The sequence below is a fragment of the Mycobacterium sp. NGS62 genome (assembly GCF_059812285.1).
Window position 1 is genome coordinate 644,789 of sequence record NZ_JCALCK010000001.1, and the last position, 14,465, is coordinate 659,253.

The window sequence follows — 14,465 nt, forward strand, 5'->3', positions numbered from 1 at the left end:
AGCCAGCGGACGACTAACTTGCCTCGATGCGTTCCAATCGGCCCTCGGTGTAGGACGCGATCTGGTCGACGATGACGCGCAGCCGGGCGCCGTCGTCGGCGGCGGTGTTGAAGGCCGGGACGAAGATCGGGTCGAGGGTCCGCGGGGCGCCGGCCAGCAGCCACTGCGCGACCCGGTGAATGCGTTCGCGCTGCCGGGCTTGGATTTCCCGGTGCCGCGGGTCGGACATGATGAACTGCAGCGCCAGGATCTTCAGCACCGCAACCTCACCGCGGACCAACTCGGGCACCTGCAGGTTGACGGCGTATCGCACCAGCGGCCCCGACCCGGCGGCCGCGCGAGTGGCCGCGATCGCCGCCGATGCGAACCGGCCCACCAGCTCGCTGGTGAGGCGCTTGAGCGCCACCGACGCCGCCAGCGTGGCGTCGTATTTGCCGACCGCGGCGACTACCGGCAGCCCGGAGAGGCGTTTGGCGGCGCCGACCAGGTCGTCGGCGCGCACATGCGTGAACTCCGTCTCCCCCAGTTCGGCCAGCGCGGCGGCCTCGTCTTCGTCGGCCAGCACCCGTAGGTCGATGCGCCCGGAGATGACACCGTCCTCGACGTCGTGCACCGAATACGCGACGTCGTCGGCCCAGTCCATCACCTGCGCTTCCAGACAGGCCCGGTCCGGTGGCGCCCCCTGACGCACCCAGGCGGCAGCGTCGGCGTCGGCGTGATAGAAGCCGAATTTGCGCCGGTTCGCCGTGCGCGTCCAGGGATATTTGGTGACCGCGTCCAGCGCCGCCCTGGTCAGATTCAGTCCAGCGCTAAGTCCCTGTGGGTCAAGAGCTTTGGGCTCCAGACTGGTCAGAATGCGGAAATTCTGCGCGTTGCCCTCGAAGCCGCCGTAGTCTGCGGCGACCTCATCGAGCGCCTGCTCCCCGTTATGGCCGTACGGCGGGTGCCCGATGTCGTGGGCCAATCCGGCCATGTCGACCAGGTCAGGATCGCAGCCCAAGCCGATCGCCATGCCCCGCCCGATCTGGGCGACCTCCAACGAGTGCGTCAACCGGGTGCGCGGAGTGTCGCTTTCCCGGGGCCCGACGACCTGGGTCTTGTCGGCCAGGCGGCGCAGCGCGGCGCTGTGCAGCACCCGGGCGCGGTCGCGGGCGAAATCGGTACGGTGCTGGCCCTCGCTGCCCGGCAGGCCCGCCGTCTTGGCCGCTTCCGGCACCAACCGCTCACGGTCGTGCTCGTCGTAAGGATCCTGCTGGGTCATCGCCGCTCAGTCTGCCAGTACGTTCCGTCGGCGGATTACATTGGCGACCATGCGCACCGTTCGTCTGCTCGGCCTGGTTTTGGCGGCCTTGGGTGCCGCACTGCTGTTGGCGCCGAGCGTGAGCGCGCAACCACCCTTCCGGCTGCCCAACTACGTCGTCGACAACGCCGGCGCATTGCACGGGTCGGGCCACGGCGCGGTCGAGTCGGCGGTCGACAACCTCTACACCGACCGCAAGATCCGGCTGTGGGTGGTCTACGTCGACAGCTTCTCCGGCCAGGGCGCCATGGGTTGGGCGCAGAGCACCTGGCGGGCCAGCGACTTGGGCTCCGGCGACGCATTGCTCGCGGTGGCCACCGTCGACCGTTCCTATGCGTTTCTGGTGCCCTCGACGGTGAAGAGCATCAATTCGAAGCAGGTCGATGACCTGCGGCACAACCAGATCGAACCCGCGCTGCGTCACGGCGACTGGAGCGGTGCGGCCATCGCGGCCGCCAACGGGCTCAACCGAGCGCCCGGGTCAACAAACTGGGCGCCGCTGGCGATCGCGCTGGGTGTGATCGCTGCGGCGGTGCTGGCCTTGTGGCTGATCATGCGTTACCGGCGCCGGCGCCGGCGGGCGGCCGAGGTGGCCGCGGCGCGACGCGTCGACCCAACGGATTCGGAGGCGCTGGCCGCGGTGCCGCTGCACGCCCTCGACGACCTGTCGCGATCGAAGGTGGTCGACGTCGACAACGCGCTGCGCACCAGCACCAATGAGCTGGCGCTGGCGATCGACGAGTTCGGCCAGCAGCGCACCGAACCGTTCCGTCGTGCGGTCGAAAACGCCAAAGCTACGCTGGCGCAAGCGTTTAACGTACGTCAGCAGCTCGATGACGCCATCCCCGAGACGCCGGCGCAGCGGCGCGAGCTGCTCACCAGTGTGGTGGTGTCGGCAGCGCGGGCCGACCGGGAGCTCGAAGCGCAGCGGGAGGCCTTCGAGCAGCTGCGGGACTTGGTGATCAATGCGCCGTCTCGGGTGGACGGACTGACGCAGCAGTTCGTCGAGTTCACCGCGCGGGTGGAGCCGTGCGAGCAGCGGCTGGCAGCGCTGCGCGACGAGTTCGACGCCGCGGCCCTGACTTCAGTGTCCGGCAACTGTGAAACGGCCAAGGAGCGGCTGGCTTTCGCAGAACAGAACATCGGCCATGCCCGTGAACTGGCGGCGCAGCCGGTCAGCGGGCAGCTCAGTGGCCTGGTGGATGCCGTGCGCGCCGCCGAGTCGGCTCTGGGCCAGGTCCGCGCGCTGCTCGACGCCGTGGACAGTGCGGCCAGCGACATCCGCCACGCCGCCGCCACCCTGCCGGAGCTGATCGCTGACATCCGTTCGGGGATCGAGCAGGCCAACGTCTTGTTGGGCAAGGGGCTGGGCCAGCACACCCGCGAACTGGCCACCGCGCGTGACGCGGCCGCCAACGCGGTCGACGCCGCGCAGGCCGGCGGCTCCGCCGATCCGCTCGGGGCGTTCACCCGATTGACCAAGGCCGACGCGGATCTGGACCGGCTGCTGGCTGTTCTCGCCGAAGAGCAGGCCACCGCCGAGCGCCTCAACCGCACGCTGGAACAGGCATTGTTCACCGCGCAGTCGCGGGTGCGGGCGGTGTCCGACTACATCGACACCCGTCGCGGCAGCATTGGCCCGGAGGCGCGGACCCGGCTTGCCGAGGCGAGGCGGCAACTGCAAGCCGCCCTCGACCAGCGCTCGACCAACGTCGGCGAGGCGATCTCGTACGCCAACGGCGCGGCGACGCTGGCCGCGCAGGCGCAGGCGCTGGCCAACGCAGATCTCGAGTCCGCGCAGCGCGCCTACGCCGGGCGTTACGGCGGCGGCAATCAGATGGGCGCGATGCTCGGCGGGATCATCATCGGCGACATGCTCGGCGGCGGAATGCGTGGCGGCTTCGGCGGAGGCTGGGGCGGCGGCGGCGGAGGCTGGGGTCCAACGTCGTTCGGCGGTTCCGACGGCGGCTTCTTCGGCGGCGGCGGCAGATTTTAGGTCCCCTCTTTTTTGGCCGCGAGCGTGCGTGTCCCCGGCCGACACGCCGGGGTTGTTTCCGGGTTTACGCACGCTCACGCAGCACGTGAGGCGGTCAGCTCGATGTCGATGCGGCGCACCATGTCCCAGGAGCGCCGCCGCACGTCATCGGCCACAATCGAGAGCACCGTCCAGCCAATCTCGCGCAGTGCAGCACGTTTTTGCCGGTCACGGCGCAGGTCGTCGGGGCCGCTGTGCCAGTCGAACCCGTCGTACTCGACGGCAACCAGGCGGTCGGGCCAGGCGAAGTCGACGCGCCACGTTTGCCAGTTGCGGTCGACGATCTCGTACTGAAGTGCGGGCGCCGGCAGTCCACCATCCAGCATCGCCAGCCGCGCCTCGCTCTCCATCGGCGATTCCGCTTCCGCAGCGGCCAGTGGAATCAACTCCCGCACATGGACGATTCCTCGCCGACCGGCCTGACGGGCGGCCGCGGCTCGTAGCTGACGTCGAGTACATGTCTCGCTGCGCAGCGCGGCGTCCAGCGTTGCCAACGCCCGGGGCCGACGCATGCTGCGTGCGACTTCGACTGCCGTCCAAGCCGGTTCGGTGGCCGGTCTGCCATCGACGATGCCCAGCGGCGCGCCCTCGCGACGGTGCACGACCAGTCCGTCGGAGTTGCGCAGTTGATGCCCGCCCGGGTTCAGCACGTGCAGGTCGTCGTCGTTTTCTGTGTCGAAGCCATAAGCGGCGGCAGCGGTTCCCAGACAGATGGCAACGGGCTCACCGGCGCGCAAGTCCAGCCCGCGCAGTCGCAGCAGCATGTCGGGTTCTGTCCGAGCGTAGACGCCCATCCACACCGAGACGAGTTCCCCACGGGCGACGCCGGTTTCGAATCCGGCGCGGCCGAGCCCCTCGATCAGCTTAGCGGTGGTCGCGACGCCGCCGTGCTCGGCCAGGAGGGTATCCAGATCGTTGACCATCGGCGGATTGTGCAGCGCATGCGGCGGCGACGGTAGCCACGCCTGTGGATAGCGAGCGTGCGTGGACCCGGCGACGCTCCGTATTTGAACCTGCGACACGCACGCTCGCGACAGAGTTAGCAGCCTCGCAGGCGGGCCCCGAGATAGTCGGCCACGCCGTCGAGCGCCACCCGGTCCTGAGTCATCGCGTCGCGCTCCCGAATGGTGACGGCGTGATCCTCGAGGGAATCGAAATCCACTGTCACGCAGAACGGCGTGCCGATCTCGTCTTGGCGTCGATAGCGCCGCCCGATCGCGCTGGCGTCGTCGAAATCGACGTTCCAGCACTTGCGCAACTCGGCGGCCAAATCGCGCGCCTTGGGGCTGAGGTCGGCATGCCGCGACAGCGGCAACACGGCAGCTTTGACCGGCGCCAGCCGCGGATCCAGCCGCAGCACCGTGCGTTTGTCCATGCCGCCCTTGGCATTCGGCGCCTCGTCTTCGTGGTAGGCGTCGATCAAAAAGGCCATGAACGACCGAGTCAAGCCGGCCGCCGGCTCGATCACATAGGGCACATACCGGCTGTCGGTGGCCTGGTCGTAGAAGGACAGGTCGACACCGGAATGCTTTGCGTGCGTGGACAAGTCGAAATCAGTGCGGTTGGCCACGCCTTCCAGTTCACCCCACGGGTTGCCCTGGAAGCCGAACTTGTACTCGATGTCGACGGTGCGGTCGGAGTAGTGCGACAGCTTGTCCGCGGGATGTTCGAACAGCCGCAGATTGTCCCCGTCGATACCCAAATCGACATACCAGGACAGCCGTTCGTCGATCCAGTACTGATGCCACTCGCGCGCCGTGGACGGCTCCACGAAGAACTCCATCTCCATTTGCTCGAACTCGCGGGTCCGGAAAATGAAGTTGCCGGGGGTGATCTCGTTGCGAAAGCTCTTGCCGATCTGCCCGATACCGAACGGCGGCTTGCGGCGCGCTGTGGTGACCACGTTGGCGAAGTTGACGAAGATGCCCTGCGCGGTCTCCGGCCGCAGGTAGTGCAACCCCTCCTCGGTTTCGATCGGCCCGAGGTAGGTCTTGAGCATCATGTTGAACTCGCGCGGCTCGGTCCACCGACCGGGCTCACCGGTCTCCGGGTCGCGGATATCAGCAAGACCGTTCGGCGGCGGATGACCGTGCTTAGCCTCGTAGGCCTCGATGAGGTGGTCGGCGCGGTAGCGCTTGTGCGTGATCAGCGACTCGACCAGCGGGTCGTGGAACACCTCGACATGTCCGGAAGCAACCCACACCTCGCGCGGCAGGATGATCGAGGAGTCCAGGCCGACGACGTCGTCGCGGCCGGTGACCACCGAGCGCCACCACTGCCGTTTGATGTTCTCCTTGAGTTCCACCCCCAGCGGTCCGTAGTCCCAGGCCGATTTGGTGCCGCCGTAGATCTCCCCGGAGGGGTAGACCAGGCCGCGTCGTTTGGCCAGGTTCACGACAGTGTCGATGACGGACGCCACGAGCTGCTGCACTCCTGTTGTCGATGGGGGCGGTGAGCACCGTCATCGTAGCGACCGACGCCCGGCACCTTTGACATGCATCAGTGCGCATGTGACAGTGGAAGCAACCGATAACGGTTCCCACTAGCTTCCCAACAGCGCAGGTGATGGCATGTCCCCCTCGACCTCAATGGCCGCCGACGGCGACGAGCTGGTCGGCAGCCACGAGCACGGCGGATCGGCGACGTTCCCCGCGCCACCGTCGCGGGAGATCCTCGACGCCGCCGGTGAGCTGCTACGGGCGCTGGCCGCACCGGTACGCATTGCCATCGTCCTGCAGTTGCGCGAATCCCAGCGTTGCGTGCATGAGCTGGTCGACGCGCTGGGCGTGCCGCAGCCGCTGGTGAGCCAGCATCTGAAGATCCTCAAGGCCGCCGGCGTGGTCACCGGGGAACGCTCGGGCCGCGAAGTGCTCTACCGGTTAGCTGATCACCACTTGGCACACATCGTCATCGACGCCGTCGCCCATGCCGGTGAGGACCGGCGCTCATGACCCGCACCAGTGTGCGCTCTACCCGGCAGCGGGCGGCAATCTCGACGCTGTTGGACACCCTCGACGAGTTCCGATCGGCCCAAGAGCTGCACGACGAGCTGCGCCGGCGTGGTGAGAACATCGGCCTGACCACCGTCTACCGGACGCTGCAGTCGATGTCGGCTGCCGGGTTGCTCGACACCCTGCGCACCGACACCGGGGAATCCGTCTACCGGCGCTGCTCGGAGCACCATCATCATCACCTGGTGTGCCGCAGCTGCGGGTCCACCGTCGAAGTCGAGGGCCACGACGTCGAAAAGTGGGCCGCCCAAGTTGCTGCCGAACACGGGTTCTCCGACGTCAGCCACACCATCGAGATCTTCGGCACCTGCTCGGAGTGTCGAAGATAAGTGCGCACCTCGAGGGCGAGCGTGCGCAAACCCGGAAAATCGTACGGCGTGTCGACCGGGGACACGCACGCTCGCCGGGAAAGCTCGCCTGGAAGGGGCGGCCAGACGCTAAGCAGTCAGCGCACTGCGGATCTCGGCCCCTTTGTCCAGCACCATCAAAATCAACGTACGGAGCGCGTCATCGGTCAGACCGGCGCCCGGAAAGTTGTAACGCAACATCACATCGGCGGTCTTTCCGGAGTTGCGCTTGGCGGTAACCTCCCTGACTTTCTCCACCAATGCCACCGAGCCCAACAGGGTGCTGTCCGCCTGCGCGGCTACTCGATCGCGAACCTGCTTGTTGAGCACCAGATCCCACGCCAGCACCTGGGTCAGCGACACCAGGTCGAGATCCTCGACGATCGTCACTACTCGCAGCGACGCAAACGTCCCGCCGTGACGCACTGTCAGCGCGCCGTCGGCTTCCTCTTCGACGGGCAGCACCGCGCCGAGTACCAACGCCAACCGCTCCTGCAACGACGACATCAGGCGGTCCCGAAACGTCGGTGACGGGAGGCATATTCTTCGCAGGCCGCCCACAGGTCGCGGCGGTCGTAGTCGGGCCACAGCTTGTCCTGAAAGATGTACTCGGCGTAGGCCGCCTGCCACAACATGAAGTTGCTGGACCGCTTTTCGCCGGAGGTGCGCAGCAACAGGTCCACGTCGGGAATGTCGGGCCGCTGCAGGTGGCTGGCAATCGTCGCCTCGCTGACCCGCTCCGGGTTGAGCTTGCCGGCGGCCACCTCACATGCGATATTCCTTGCGGCTTCGGCGATCTCGGTCCTGCCACCATAGTTGACGCAGTAGTTCACGGTGATGACGTCGTTGTCCCACGTCATCTCTTCGGCAATCGCCAATTCCTTGATGACACTGCGCCACAGCCGTGGCCGCGATCCCACCCACCGTATCCGCACACCCATATCCTTGAGGTTCTCTCGCCGGCGTCGCACCACCTCGCGGTTGAATCCCATCAGAAAGCGGACCTCCTCAGCAGAGCGCTTCCAGTTCTCAGTGGAAAAGGCATACAGGCTGAGCCACTTGATACCGACCTCGATTGCCCCACAAGCGATGTCGATCACCACCGCCTCACCCATCTTGTGGCCTTCGGTGCGGGGCAACCCGCGTTGGGTGGCCCATCGGCCGTTGCCGTCCATCACGATGGCCACGTGATCGGGCAATTGGCCGGCCGGAATCCGCGGCGGCGCCGCCTTCGAAGGGTGCTGCGGCGGCCGGCGCGGCCCACCGTCGGGCGACGGCGGCAGTTCCGGGAAGACGACAGGCCACGTCGAGGTGTCCGGGAACGTCGGGTAGTCATCGGGCGCCGGGGGCAACTGCGGAAAATCAGCCGGCTTCTGTTTCCGCACCATGGGCCACATCCTGCCCGACCACTGAGATCCGGCGGTCAGCAACCGTACGGTCCACCCGCTGCATCCGCTCCACCAGCGGCAACGTCCGCAGTTGCCGCTCGAGATGCCATTGCAGGTGCGCGGCCACCAATCCGCTGACATGGCTGCGGTGGGATTGCGGTGCCGTCTGCGCGGCCTCCCAGTCACCGTCGTGCAACGCGGACATCAGCTCCAACACACCCAGCGGCGGCGTGGTGGAACCGGCTGGGCGGCAGTACCCGCAAACGCTGCCGCCGGCAGCGATGTGAAACGCTCGATGCGGACCAGGTGTGGCACAGCGGGCGCATTCGGTCAGCGCCGGCGCCCATCCGGCGATACTCATCGCACGCAGCAGGTAGGCATCCAGCACTAGCTCGCGGGGTCGCCGCCCATCGGCCACCGCCCGCAGCGCACCGACGGTCAGCCGGTGCAGTGCCGGGGCCGGCGCCCGTTCTTCACCGGCGAGGCGTTCGGCGGTTTCCAGCATGGCGCACGCACAGGTGTAGCGGCCGTAGTCGCTGACGATGTCGGTGGCGAACGCGTCCAGCGACACGACCTGGGTGACGATGTCCAGGTTGCGGCCGGGGTGCAGTTGCACATCGATGTGGGCGAACGGCTCCAGTCGCGCGCCGAACTTGCTGCGGGTGCGCCGCACACCCTTGGCCACCGCGCGGACCAATCCGTGGTCGCGGGTGAGCAGGGTGACGATCCGGTCGGCTTCGCCGAGCTTGTGCTGGCGCAGCACCACCGCCCGATCCCGGTACAGCCGCATCACACCAGTCTGTCATCGCGCCGCGACATCACCTTGCCCACGCGCCGATAATGTCTAATACCGATGAGTAGCACTTCCGGACCCCGCTTTCCGACCCTGACCGAGCAGCTCTACCAGCTGGCCAACAATGAGGTGAGCTCCGACGAGCTGGTCCGCCGCGCGCTGCACGCTATCGATCTCAGCCAATCGACGCTGAACGCTTTCCGTGTGGTTCTCACCGAGTCCGCGTTGGCCGACGCCGCCGAGGCCGATCGGCGCCGTGCCGCCGGCGAACAGGCGCCGCTGCTGGGTGTCCCGATCGCGGTCAAGGACGATGTCGACATCGCCGGGGTGCCCACCGCGTTCGGCACGTCGGGAGATGTCCGGCCGGCCACCGTCGACGCCGAAGTGGTACGACGGCTCAAGGCGGCCGGCGCGGTGATCGTCGGCAAGACCAACACCTGTGAACTCGGCCAATGGCCGTTCACCAGCGGACCCGGCTTCGGGCATACCCGCAACCCGTGGTCGCGCAAGCACACGCCAGGCGGGTCATCGGGCGGCAGCGCCGCAGCGGTCGCCGCGGGCCTGGTCGCCGGGGCGATCGGCTCCGACGGCGCCGGCAGCGTGCGCATTCCCGCGGCCTGGACCCATCTGGTGGGCATCAAGCCGCAGCGCGGCCGCATCTCGACCTGGCCGCTGCCGGAGGCGTTCAACGGCATCACGGTCAACGGCGTGCTGGCCCGCACGGTCGAGGATGCCGCGCTGCTGCTCGACGCCGTGTCCGGCAGTGCCGACGGTGATCTGCACAAACCGCCATCACTGACGGTGTCCGACCACGTGGGCACCGCGCCCGGCCCGCTGCGGATTGCGATGTCAACGCGGTTCCCCTACACCGGTTTTCCGGCCCGGCTGCACCCGGAGATCAAGGCCGCGGTCGAATCGGTCGCCGATCAGCTGCGGCTGCTCGGTCACAGCGTGGTGGCCGGCAACCCCGACTACGGCCTGCGGTTGTCGTGGAACTTCCTGGCCCGCTCCACCTCGGGGCTGCTCGACTGGGCCGAACGGCTCGGCGACGGCGTCGACCTGGACCGGCGCACCATGTCCAACATGCGCATGGGCCGGCTGCTGTCGCAGTCGATCCTGCGCGCGGCCCGGGCGCACGAAGCCGCCGACCAGCGTCGGGTGGGCTCGATCTTCCGCATCGTGGACGTGGTGGTGGCACCGACGACCGCCAAGCCGCCGCCTCCGGTGCACGCGTTCGACCGCCTGGGTGGCCTCGGCACGGACCGGGTGATGATCGCGGCGTGCCCGGTGACCTGGCCGTGGAACGTACTGGGCTGGCCGTCGATCAACATCCCGGCCGGGTTCACCTCCGAGGGGCTGCCGATCGGCGTTCAGCTGATGGGACCGGCCAACAGCGAGCCGTTGTTGGTGTCGCTGGCAGCGGAATTGGAGGGTGTCGGCGGCTGGGCCGCCAAGCAGCCCGAAGTGTGGTGGAACACCGGCACCGGGATGCGGCCGGCGCAGTAGTTCACATTGCGCGGCTGATGATCTCTTTCATGATTTCGCTTGTGCCGCCGTAGATTCGGTTGACCCGTGAACCGGTGTACATCTGCGCGATCGGGTATTCCATCATGTAGCCGTAGCCGCCGAAGATCTGTAGGCAACGGTCCACGATCTTGTCGCTGGCTTCGGCGGCGAACAGTTTGGCCATCGACGCGGTCCCGGCATCGTTCTTGCCGTCGATGTACTGCTGGATCGCGGTGTCGACCGTCGCCTTGATCGCGAACGCCTCGGCCTTGCACTCGGCCAGCGTGAACGCCGTGTGTTGAAAGTCGCCGATTCGGCGTCCGAAGGCCTCGCGGTCCTTCGAGTAGCGCACCGCCTCGACGATCGCGGCCTCTGCTAACGCTGAGCACATGGTTGCGATGATCAGCCGCTCCCGCGCGAGTTGCTCCATCAGCTGGTAGAAGCCCAGCCCCTCTTTCTCGCCGAGGCGGTTGCTTACCGGCACCCGCATCTCGGAGAAGAACAGCTCTCGGGTGTCCTGGCCGTGTTGACCCATTTTCTCCAGCACCCGGCCGCGTTCAAAACCGGCGAGGTCCTTGGTTTCGGCCACGATCAACGACACACCCGCAGCGCCTTGCGCGGGGTCGGTCTTGGCGACGACGACCAGAAGGTCACAGTGAGTTCCATTGGAAATGAACGTCTTCGACCCGTTGATGACATAGTCGTCGCCGTCGCGGATCGCGGTCGTGCGTACCGCCTGCAGATCCGACCCGGTCCCCGGTTCAGTCATCGCAATCGCCAGCACCAACTCGCCGCCGATGATGCCCGGAAGCCAGCGCTCACGCTGGTCGTCGTTGCCGTAGACGTCGATGTAGTGCGCCACAATCGGCGAGTGCACCGCGAATCCGAATCCGTTGTCGTGGGCGTAGACCAGTTCCTCCTGAACAACGGCATGCATGCCGAAGTCGCCACCCAGACCGCCGTATTCCTCGGGCAATTCGAAGCCGAGCAGCCCGGCTTGGCCGGCCTTCGTCCAGAATTCCCGATCGACCGCGTGCTGCTTGGCCCACCGCTCCTGGTTGGGTGACGCCTCCTTGCGGAAAAACTCCGCCGCATGCTTGCGCAACTCGCGGTGAGAATCGGTCTCCCAGGACGGGCGGTAATCCGGAAACAACTGCGACATGACGGGCAATAACCTCCTGACAAAGACGATACACTTGTATCGTATACCAGTCAGGCGTACAGGGCCGAAGGAGGCGGTTGGATGGTCAGCCCGCGCGCATCCGACGACCTGACCGCGAAAGCGCGGATTCGCAACGCGGCGCTCGAGCTGTATGCCCAACATGGCGAAGAGCGGGTCTCCTTGCGCGCCATAGCCTCCGAAGCGGGGGTAACCCTCGGGCTGGTCCAGCATCACTTCAAGACCAAGTCCGGGTTGCGCGAGGCGGTCGACGGGTTCGTCGCGGATTACTTCGCTCGGGCCATCGCGGGGGCACCCTCGGATGGGACACCGGCCGACATCGCTGCCGCGCGTGACGAGGCGGTACGGCAGATGCTCGAGGACAACCCCGCCGTCGTGAACTACGTGCGACGTGCGGTGCTGGAACCGTCCGAGCAGCGGCTGCACTTGCTCGAGGTGTTGGTCGACCTGACCCGCAGCGAGGTCGGCATGCTGCGCGCCGCGGGGTTGGCGTCCACGAAGCGCCGCGAGTCCATCCAAATCGTCGGCGTGCTGGTGCGGCAGATGGGCGAGCTGCTGTTGCAGCCGCTGGTGGATGCGGTCTGGGACCGGGTCGCCCGCCGAAGCGACGGGCCCAAGCCGCGGCTGTCGATCAAGGTCGAGGGATAGCGCAGAACGGCTTGTCAGGCGTGGCGGATCGCGCGGTATGCCGCCCGGCCGACCAACTCCCCGAGTTCGTCTGGGCTGTAAGTGTTGTCGGGAGCGAGCAGGCTGCGCACGCCGGCTTCGCCTATCGAGACGAACAACTCGACGAGGACCGGTAGCTTGCGCATGGCGTCGCGGGTATCCCAACGTTGCAAATCGGGCTGGATCAGTTCGGCGAACTGCTCGGCCACTCTTCGGCGCCCCCGCGCGAACAACTCCGCGACGTCGGGTCCCGGGTTGCACCAGAACAGCGTCGGCCAACTGTCGGGCTGGTCGGCGACTGTGCGGAGCAGCGCCTGCATACCACCCACGAACGCCTGCTGCGCGCTGTCGCGACGGCGGCCGGGCGTGGGATAGGCGGCCAACACGCCGGTGAGCAGCTTTTGCTCCTCGCGGGCCAGCAGGGCCTTGATCAGTTCGATGCGATCCGTAAAACACGCATACACCACGGGGCGGGTTACACCGAGCCGCTCCGCGACGGCGCCGATGGTCACCGCCGGAATGCCGCCGTGCAGTGCGATCGCCTTCGCGGCGTCCAACACCTGCGGACGCCGCCGTTCCGGGCCAAGATGGGCCGCCCGCGGCCGATGAACGGCAGCACGCGAGACGGTTGCTTCACCCATGAAGGAAAATGCTACGCTGCTGTAGGAATTGTCGGCAACATGCCACGCGGAAGGACCACTCATGCCCCTGCGCACTGTCGAACCCGCCGAGGACTACGGTTTCTTCGGCCCCGAGTCGGTCACGTGGAAAGTGTGGAGCTACCCGACCTCACTAACAGTCGGCTTCATCCGCTCGGTGGTAATCGAGGAACTCGATCCGGCTCTGGTGGCATCCGTCGACCACACTCACGACATCTACAACCGGCCGCGCACCCGCTACGACCGCACGCTGCGCTACTTCGCAATGGTGGCGTTCAGCGATTCCCGTTCCACGTCGCAGGCCGCCGACGTGCTGGTGAAGGTTCATTCCAAAGCGATCGGCACCGAGCCGTACAGCGGGCAACGCTACGACGCGAACGATCCGCACTCCCAACTGTGGATCCATCTGACCGCCTGGCACTCCATCCTGTACGCATACGAGAAGTACGGCCCCGGCAAGCTCTCGGCCGAGGACGAAGCCCGCTACTGGGAGGAATGCGCGGTCGCCGCCGAGTTGCAGACTTGCGATCCGGCCGACGTGCCGCGGAGCCGAGAGGGCATCCGGGCCTATTTCGAGCGGATGCGCCCGCAACTGTCCGGCTCGCCGATTGCCCGTCAGGCGATGAAGCACCTGATCAACGGCGCGGCGCTGATTTCTCCGCTGCCGCGCTACCTTGCCCCGCTGACCTGGCTCATCAACCGCGCCCTGCAAGCCGGCGTGATGGCCACCATGCCACAGTGGATGCGCGCCATGGGCGGGTTGCGGCAGTCGCGACTCAGCGATGTCGCCGTCGTCCCGATCCTGCGAATCGCCTTCGCGGCACTGAATGTCAGCCCGCCGGCGATTCGCCTCCAGGTGCTACGCCTGCTGTCCCCAGCGACGGTGCCGGTCGTCGCGCCGGTGCTGCTCGGGGTGCCGCCGCAAAATTCAGTCGTCCTCACGCCGGCCGAAGCCCGCGAACGCTACGGCTACGATCGGCCGGCCGAAGCGCACTTGGAGTGGCGCGCCAAGCAGCACACCCGAGTGTTCACCGACGGTGCGGCACCCAGCGATCGAGGGCTGATCGAATCCCAGCCGATTCTCGGATCGATCGGTTGATGTCCCCTCGCCGTAAAGCCCTGACCCGCACCGCCGTTACAGCCATTGCCGCAGCACTGACTGTCAGCTGCTCGGACACCGACCCCGCTAGCCTCGGGTCTACAACTGCAGCGTCGACCAGCCGAATTGCCACTCCCAGCGGACAATTCGTCGTGCAAGGCGTAATCCTGCACAAATACAACGAAACCGGCGGGCCGACCGGACCGCTTGGAGCCCCGATCTCCAATGAGCAGTCGGGACCCAACGGCGGTCAATACAGCAAGTTCCAAACCGGGGTGATCTATTGGTCGCCGCGCACCGGGGCCCACGCCCTGTCCGGCGACATCCGATTGGCGTGGCTCAACCACGGCGGCGCCGAGGGTCCGCTCGGCTACCCGACCAGCGACCAACACGCCGTTCCCGGCGGTTGGCAAGCGGAATTCGAACACGGCGCCATCGCCTACACCGACGGTCAGCCTCACATCAAGACTTACCAGTAGTA

The 14,465-nt window shown here is 67.0% G+C and carries 15 protein-coding genes; 7 read left to right on the forward strand and 8 right to left on the reverse strand.

The genetic code is table 11. The annotated features are described in order from the left end of the window. Positions 1-13: 13 nt before the first annotated feature. Positions 14-1,261: a deoxyguanosinetriphosphate triphosphohydrolase gene (locus AC5Y49_RS03035; protein WP_499884295.1), complete on the reverse strand. Its 1,248-nt coding sequence runs from the start codon at positions 1,259-1,261 to the stop codon at positions 14-16. 49 nt (positions 1,262-1,310) lie between these two features. On the opposite strand from AC5Y49_RS03035, the gene AC5Y49_RS03040 reads away from it, so the two are divergent. Continuing rightward, entirely contained in the window at positions 1,311-3,296 is a 1,986-nt protein-coding gene (locus AC5Y49_RS03040; protein ID WP_499884296.1) for a TPM domain-containing protein, read from the forward strand. Between the two features lie 74 nt (positions 3,297-3,370). Here the strand turns inward: AC5Y49_RS03040 and AC5Y49_RS03045 are convergent, their stop codons facing one another. Both AC5Y49_RS03045 and AC5Y49_RS03050 read right to left on the reverse strand, forming a co-directional pair. Then, complete coding sequence (locus AC5Y49_RS03045; RefSeq protein ID WP_499884297.1) at positions 3,371-4,258, reverse strand: type IV toxin-antitoxin system AbiEi family antitoxin; 888 nt, start codon at positions 4,256-4,258, stop codon at positions 3,371-3,373. Positions 4,259-4,374: 116 nt separating this feature from the next. Further along, a complete protein-coding gene (locus AC5Y49_RS03050; RefSeq protein ID WP_499884298.1) occupies positions 4,375-5,766 on the reverse strand; it encodes a glycine--tRNA ligase in 1,392 nt (463 codons plus the stop codon). 139 nt (positions 5,767-5,905) lie between these two features. Between AC5Y49_RS03050 and AC5Y49_RS03055 the strand changes: the two genes are divergently transcribed. Both AC5Y49_RS03055 and AC5Y49_RS03060 read left to right on the forward strand, forming a co-directional pair. Next, positions 5,906-6,286, forward strand: a complete 381-nt coding sequence (locus tag AC5Y49_RS03055; RefSeq protein WP_499884299.1) for an ArsR/SmtB family transcription factor — start codon at positions 5,906-5,908, stop codon at positions 6,284-6,286. After that, a complete protein-coding gene (locus AC5Y49_RS03060; protein ID WP_499884300.1) occupies positions 6,283-6,675 on the forward strand; it encodes a Fur family transcriptional regulator in 393 nt (130 codons plus the stop codon). The genes AC5Y49_RS03055 and AC5Y49_RS03060 overlap by 4 nt, the downstream gene beginning before the upstream one ends. Before the next feature lie 108 nt (positions 6,676-6,783). Here the strand turns inward: AC5Y49_RS03060 and AC5Y49_RS03065 are convergent, their stop codons facing one another. Genes AC5Y49_RS03065 through recO form a run of 3 tightly spaced genes read right to left on the reverse strand, consistent with a single transcriptional unit; the run spans position 6,784 to position 8,871 of the window. After that, on the reverse strand, positions 6,784-7,200 hold the full coding sequence (locus AC5Y49_RS03065; RefSeq protein WP_499884301.1) for a hypothetical protein: 417 nt from the start codon (positions 7,198-7,200) through the stop codon (positions 6,784-6,786). Continuing rightward, positions 7,200-8,081, reverse strand: coding sequence for a decaprenyl diphosphate synthase (locus AC5Y49_RS03070; RefSeq protein ID WP_499884302.1), 882 nt, complete (start codon positions 8,079-8,081; stop codon positions 7,200-7,202). Before AC5Y49_RS03070 ends, AC5Y49_RS03065 begins: the two co-directional genes overlap by 1 nt. Continuing rightward, entirely contained in the window at positions 8,056-8,871 is an 816-nt protein-coding gene (recO, locus tag AC5Y49_RS03075) for a DNA repair protein RecO (protein WP_499884303.1), read from the reverse strand. Before recO ends, AC5Y49_RS03070 begins: the two co-directional genes overlap by 26 nt. Before the next feature lie 63 nt (positions 8,872-8,934). Here recO and AC5Y49_RS03080 point away from each other — a divergent pair, with 63 nt between their 5' ends. Further along, complete coding sequence (locus AC5Y49_RS03080; protein ID WP_499884304.1) at positions 8,935-10,380, forward strand: amidase; 1,446 nt, start codon at positions 8,935-8,937, stop codon at positions 10,378-10,380. 1 nt (position 10,381) lies between these two features. Here the strand turns inward: AC5Y49_RS03080 and AC5Y49_RS03085 are convergent, their stop codons facing one another. Then, the gene (locus AC5Y49_RS03085) at positions 10,382-11,542 is read right to left on the reverse strand and encodes an acyl-CoA dehydrogenase family protein (RefSeq protein ID WP_499884305.1); all 1,161 of its coding nucleotides are present in this window, start codon (positions 11,540-11,542) and stop codon (positions 10,382-10,384) included. A gap of 81 nt (positions 11,543-11,623) precedes the next feature. On the opposite strand from AC5Y49_RS03085, the gene AC5Y49_RS03090 reads away from it, so the two are divergent. Beyond that, positions 11,624-12,208, forward strand: a complete 585-nt coding sequence (locus AC5Y49_RS03090; RefSeq protein WP_499884306.1) for a TetR/AcrR family transcriptional regulator — start codon at positions 11,624-11,626, stop codon at positions 12,206-12,208. Between the two features lie 14 nt (positions 12,209-12,222). Here the strand turns inward: AC5Y49_RS03090 and AC5Y49_RS03095 are convergent, their stop codons facing one another. Next, a complete protein-coding gene (locus AC5Y49_RS03095) occupies positions 12,223-12,867 on the reverse strand; it encodes a TetR/AcrR family transcriptional regulator (protein ID WP_499884307.1) in 645 nt (214 codons plus the stop codon). Between the two features lie 61 nt (positions 12,868-12,928). Between AC5Y49_RS03095 and AC5Y49_RS03100 the strand changes: the two genes are divergently transcribed. Both AC5Y49_RS03100 and AC5Y49_RS03105 read left to right on the forward strand, forming a co-directional pair. After that, positions 12,929-13,984: an oxygenase MpaB family protein gene (locus tag AC5Y49_RS03100; RefSeq protein ID WP_499884308.1), complete on the forward strand. Its 1,056-nt coding sequence runs from the start codon at positions 12,929-12,931 to the stop codon at positions 13,982-13,984. 152 nt (positions 13,985-14,136) lie between these two features. Further along, on the forward strand, positions 14,137-14,463 hold the full coding sequence (locus tag AC5Y49_RS03105) for an LGFP repeat-containing protein (RefSeq protein WP_499884309.1): 327 nt from the start codon (positions 14,137-14,139) through the stop codon (positions 14,461-14,463). Positions 14,464-14,465: the final 2 nt, after the last annotated feature.

What these genes read in the sequence shown, in the direction of transcription:
- AC5Y49_RS03060 (WP_499884300.1), top strand. Translation starts at nt 6,283, where the DNA reads ATGACCCGCACCAGTGTGCGCTCTACCCGGCAGCGGGCGGCAATCTCG.
- AC5Y49_RS03035 (WP_499884295.1), bottom strand. Translation starts at nt 1,261, where the DNA reads ATGACCCAGCAGGATCCTTACGACGAGCACGACCGTGAGCGGTTGGTG.
- AC5Y49_RS03055 (WP_499884299.1), top strand. Translation starts at nt 5,906, where the DNA reads ATGTCCCCCTCGACCTCAATGGCCGCCGACGGCGACGAGCTGGTCGGC.
- AC5Y49_RS03080 (WP_499884304.1), top strand. Translation starts at nt 8,935, where the DNA reads ATGAGTAGCACTTCCGGACCCCGCTTTCCGACCCTGACCGAGCAGCTC.
- AC5Y49_RS03100 (WP_499884308.1), top strand. Translation starts at nt 12,929, where the DNA reads ATGCCCCTGCGCACTGTCGAACCCGCCGAGGACTACGGTTTCTTCGGC.
- recO (WP_499884303.1), bottom strand. Translation starts at nt 8,871, where the DNA reads ATGCGGCTGTACCGGGATCGGGCGGTGGTGCTGCGCCAGCACAAGCTC.
- AC5Y49_RS03045 (WP_499884297.1), bottom strand. Translation starts at nt 4,258, where the DNA reads ATGGTCAACGATCTGGATACCCTCCTGGCCGAGCACGGCGGCGTCGCG.
- AC5Y49_RS03065 (WP_499884301.1), bottom strand. Translation starts at nt 7,200, where the DNA reads ATGTCGTCGTTGCAGGAGCGGTTGGCGTTGGTACTCGGCGCGGTGCTG.
- AC5Y49_RS03090 (WP_499884306.1), top strand. Translation starts at nt 11,624, where the DNA reads ATGGTCAGCCCGCGCGCATCCGACGACCTGACCGCGAAAGCGCGGATT.
- AC5Y49_RS03095 (WP_499884307.1), bottom strand. Translation starts at nt 12,867, where the DNA reads ATGGGTGAAGCAACCGTCTCGCGTGCTGCCGTTCATCGGCCGCGGGCG.
- AC5Y49_RS03085 (WP_499884305.1), bottom strand. Translation starts at nt 11,542, where the DNA reads ATGTCGCAGTTGTTTCCGGATTACCGCCCGTCCTGGGAGACCGATTCT.
- AC5Y49_RS03070 (WP_499884302.1), bottom strand. Translation starts at nt 8,081, where the DNA reads ATGGTGCGGAAACAGAAGCCGGCTGATTTTCCGCAGTTGCCCCCGGCG.
- AC5Y49_RS03040 (WP_499884296.1), top strand. Translation starts at nt 1,311, where the DNA reads ATGCGCACCGTTCGTCTGCTCGGCCTGGTTTTGGCGGCCTTGGGTGCC.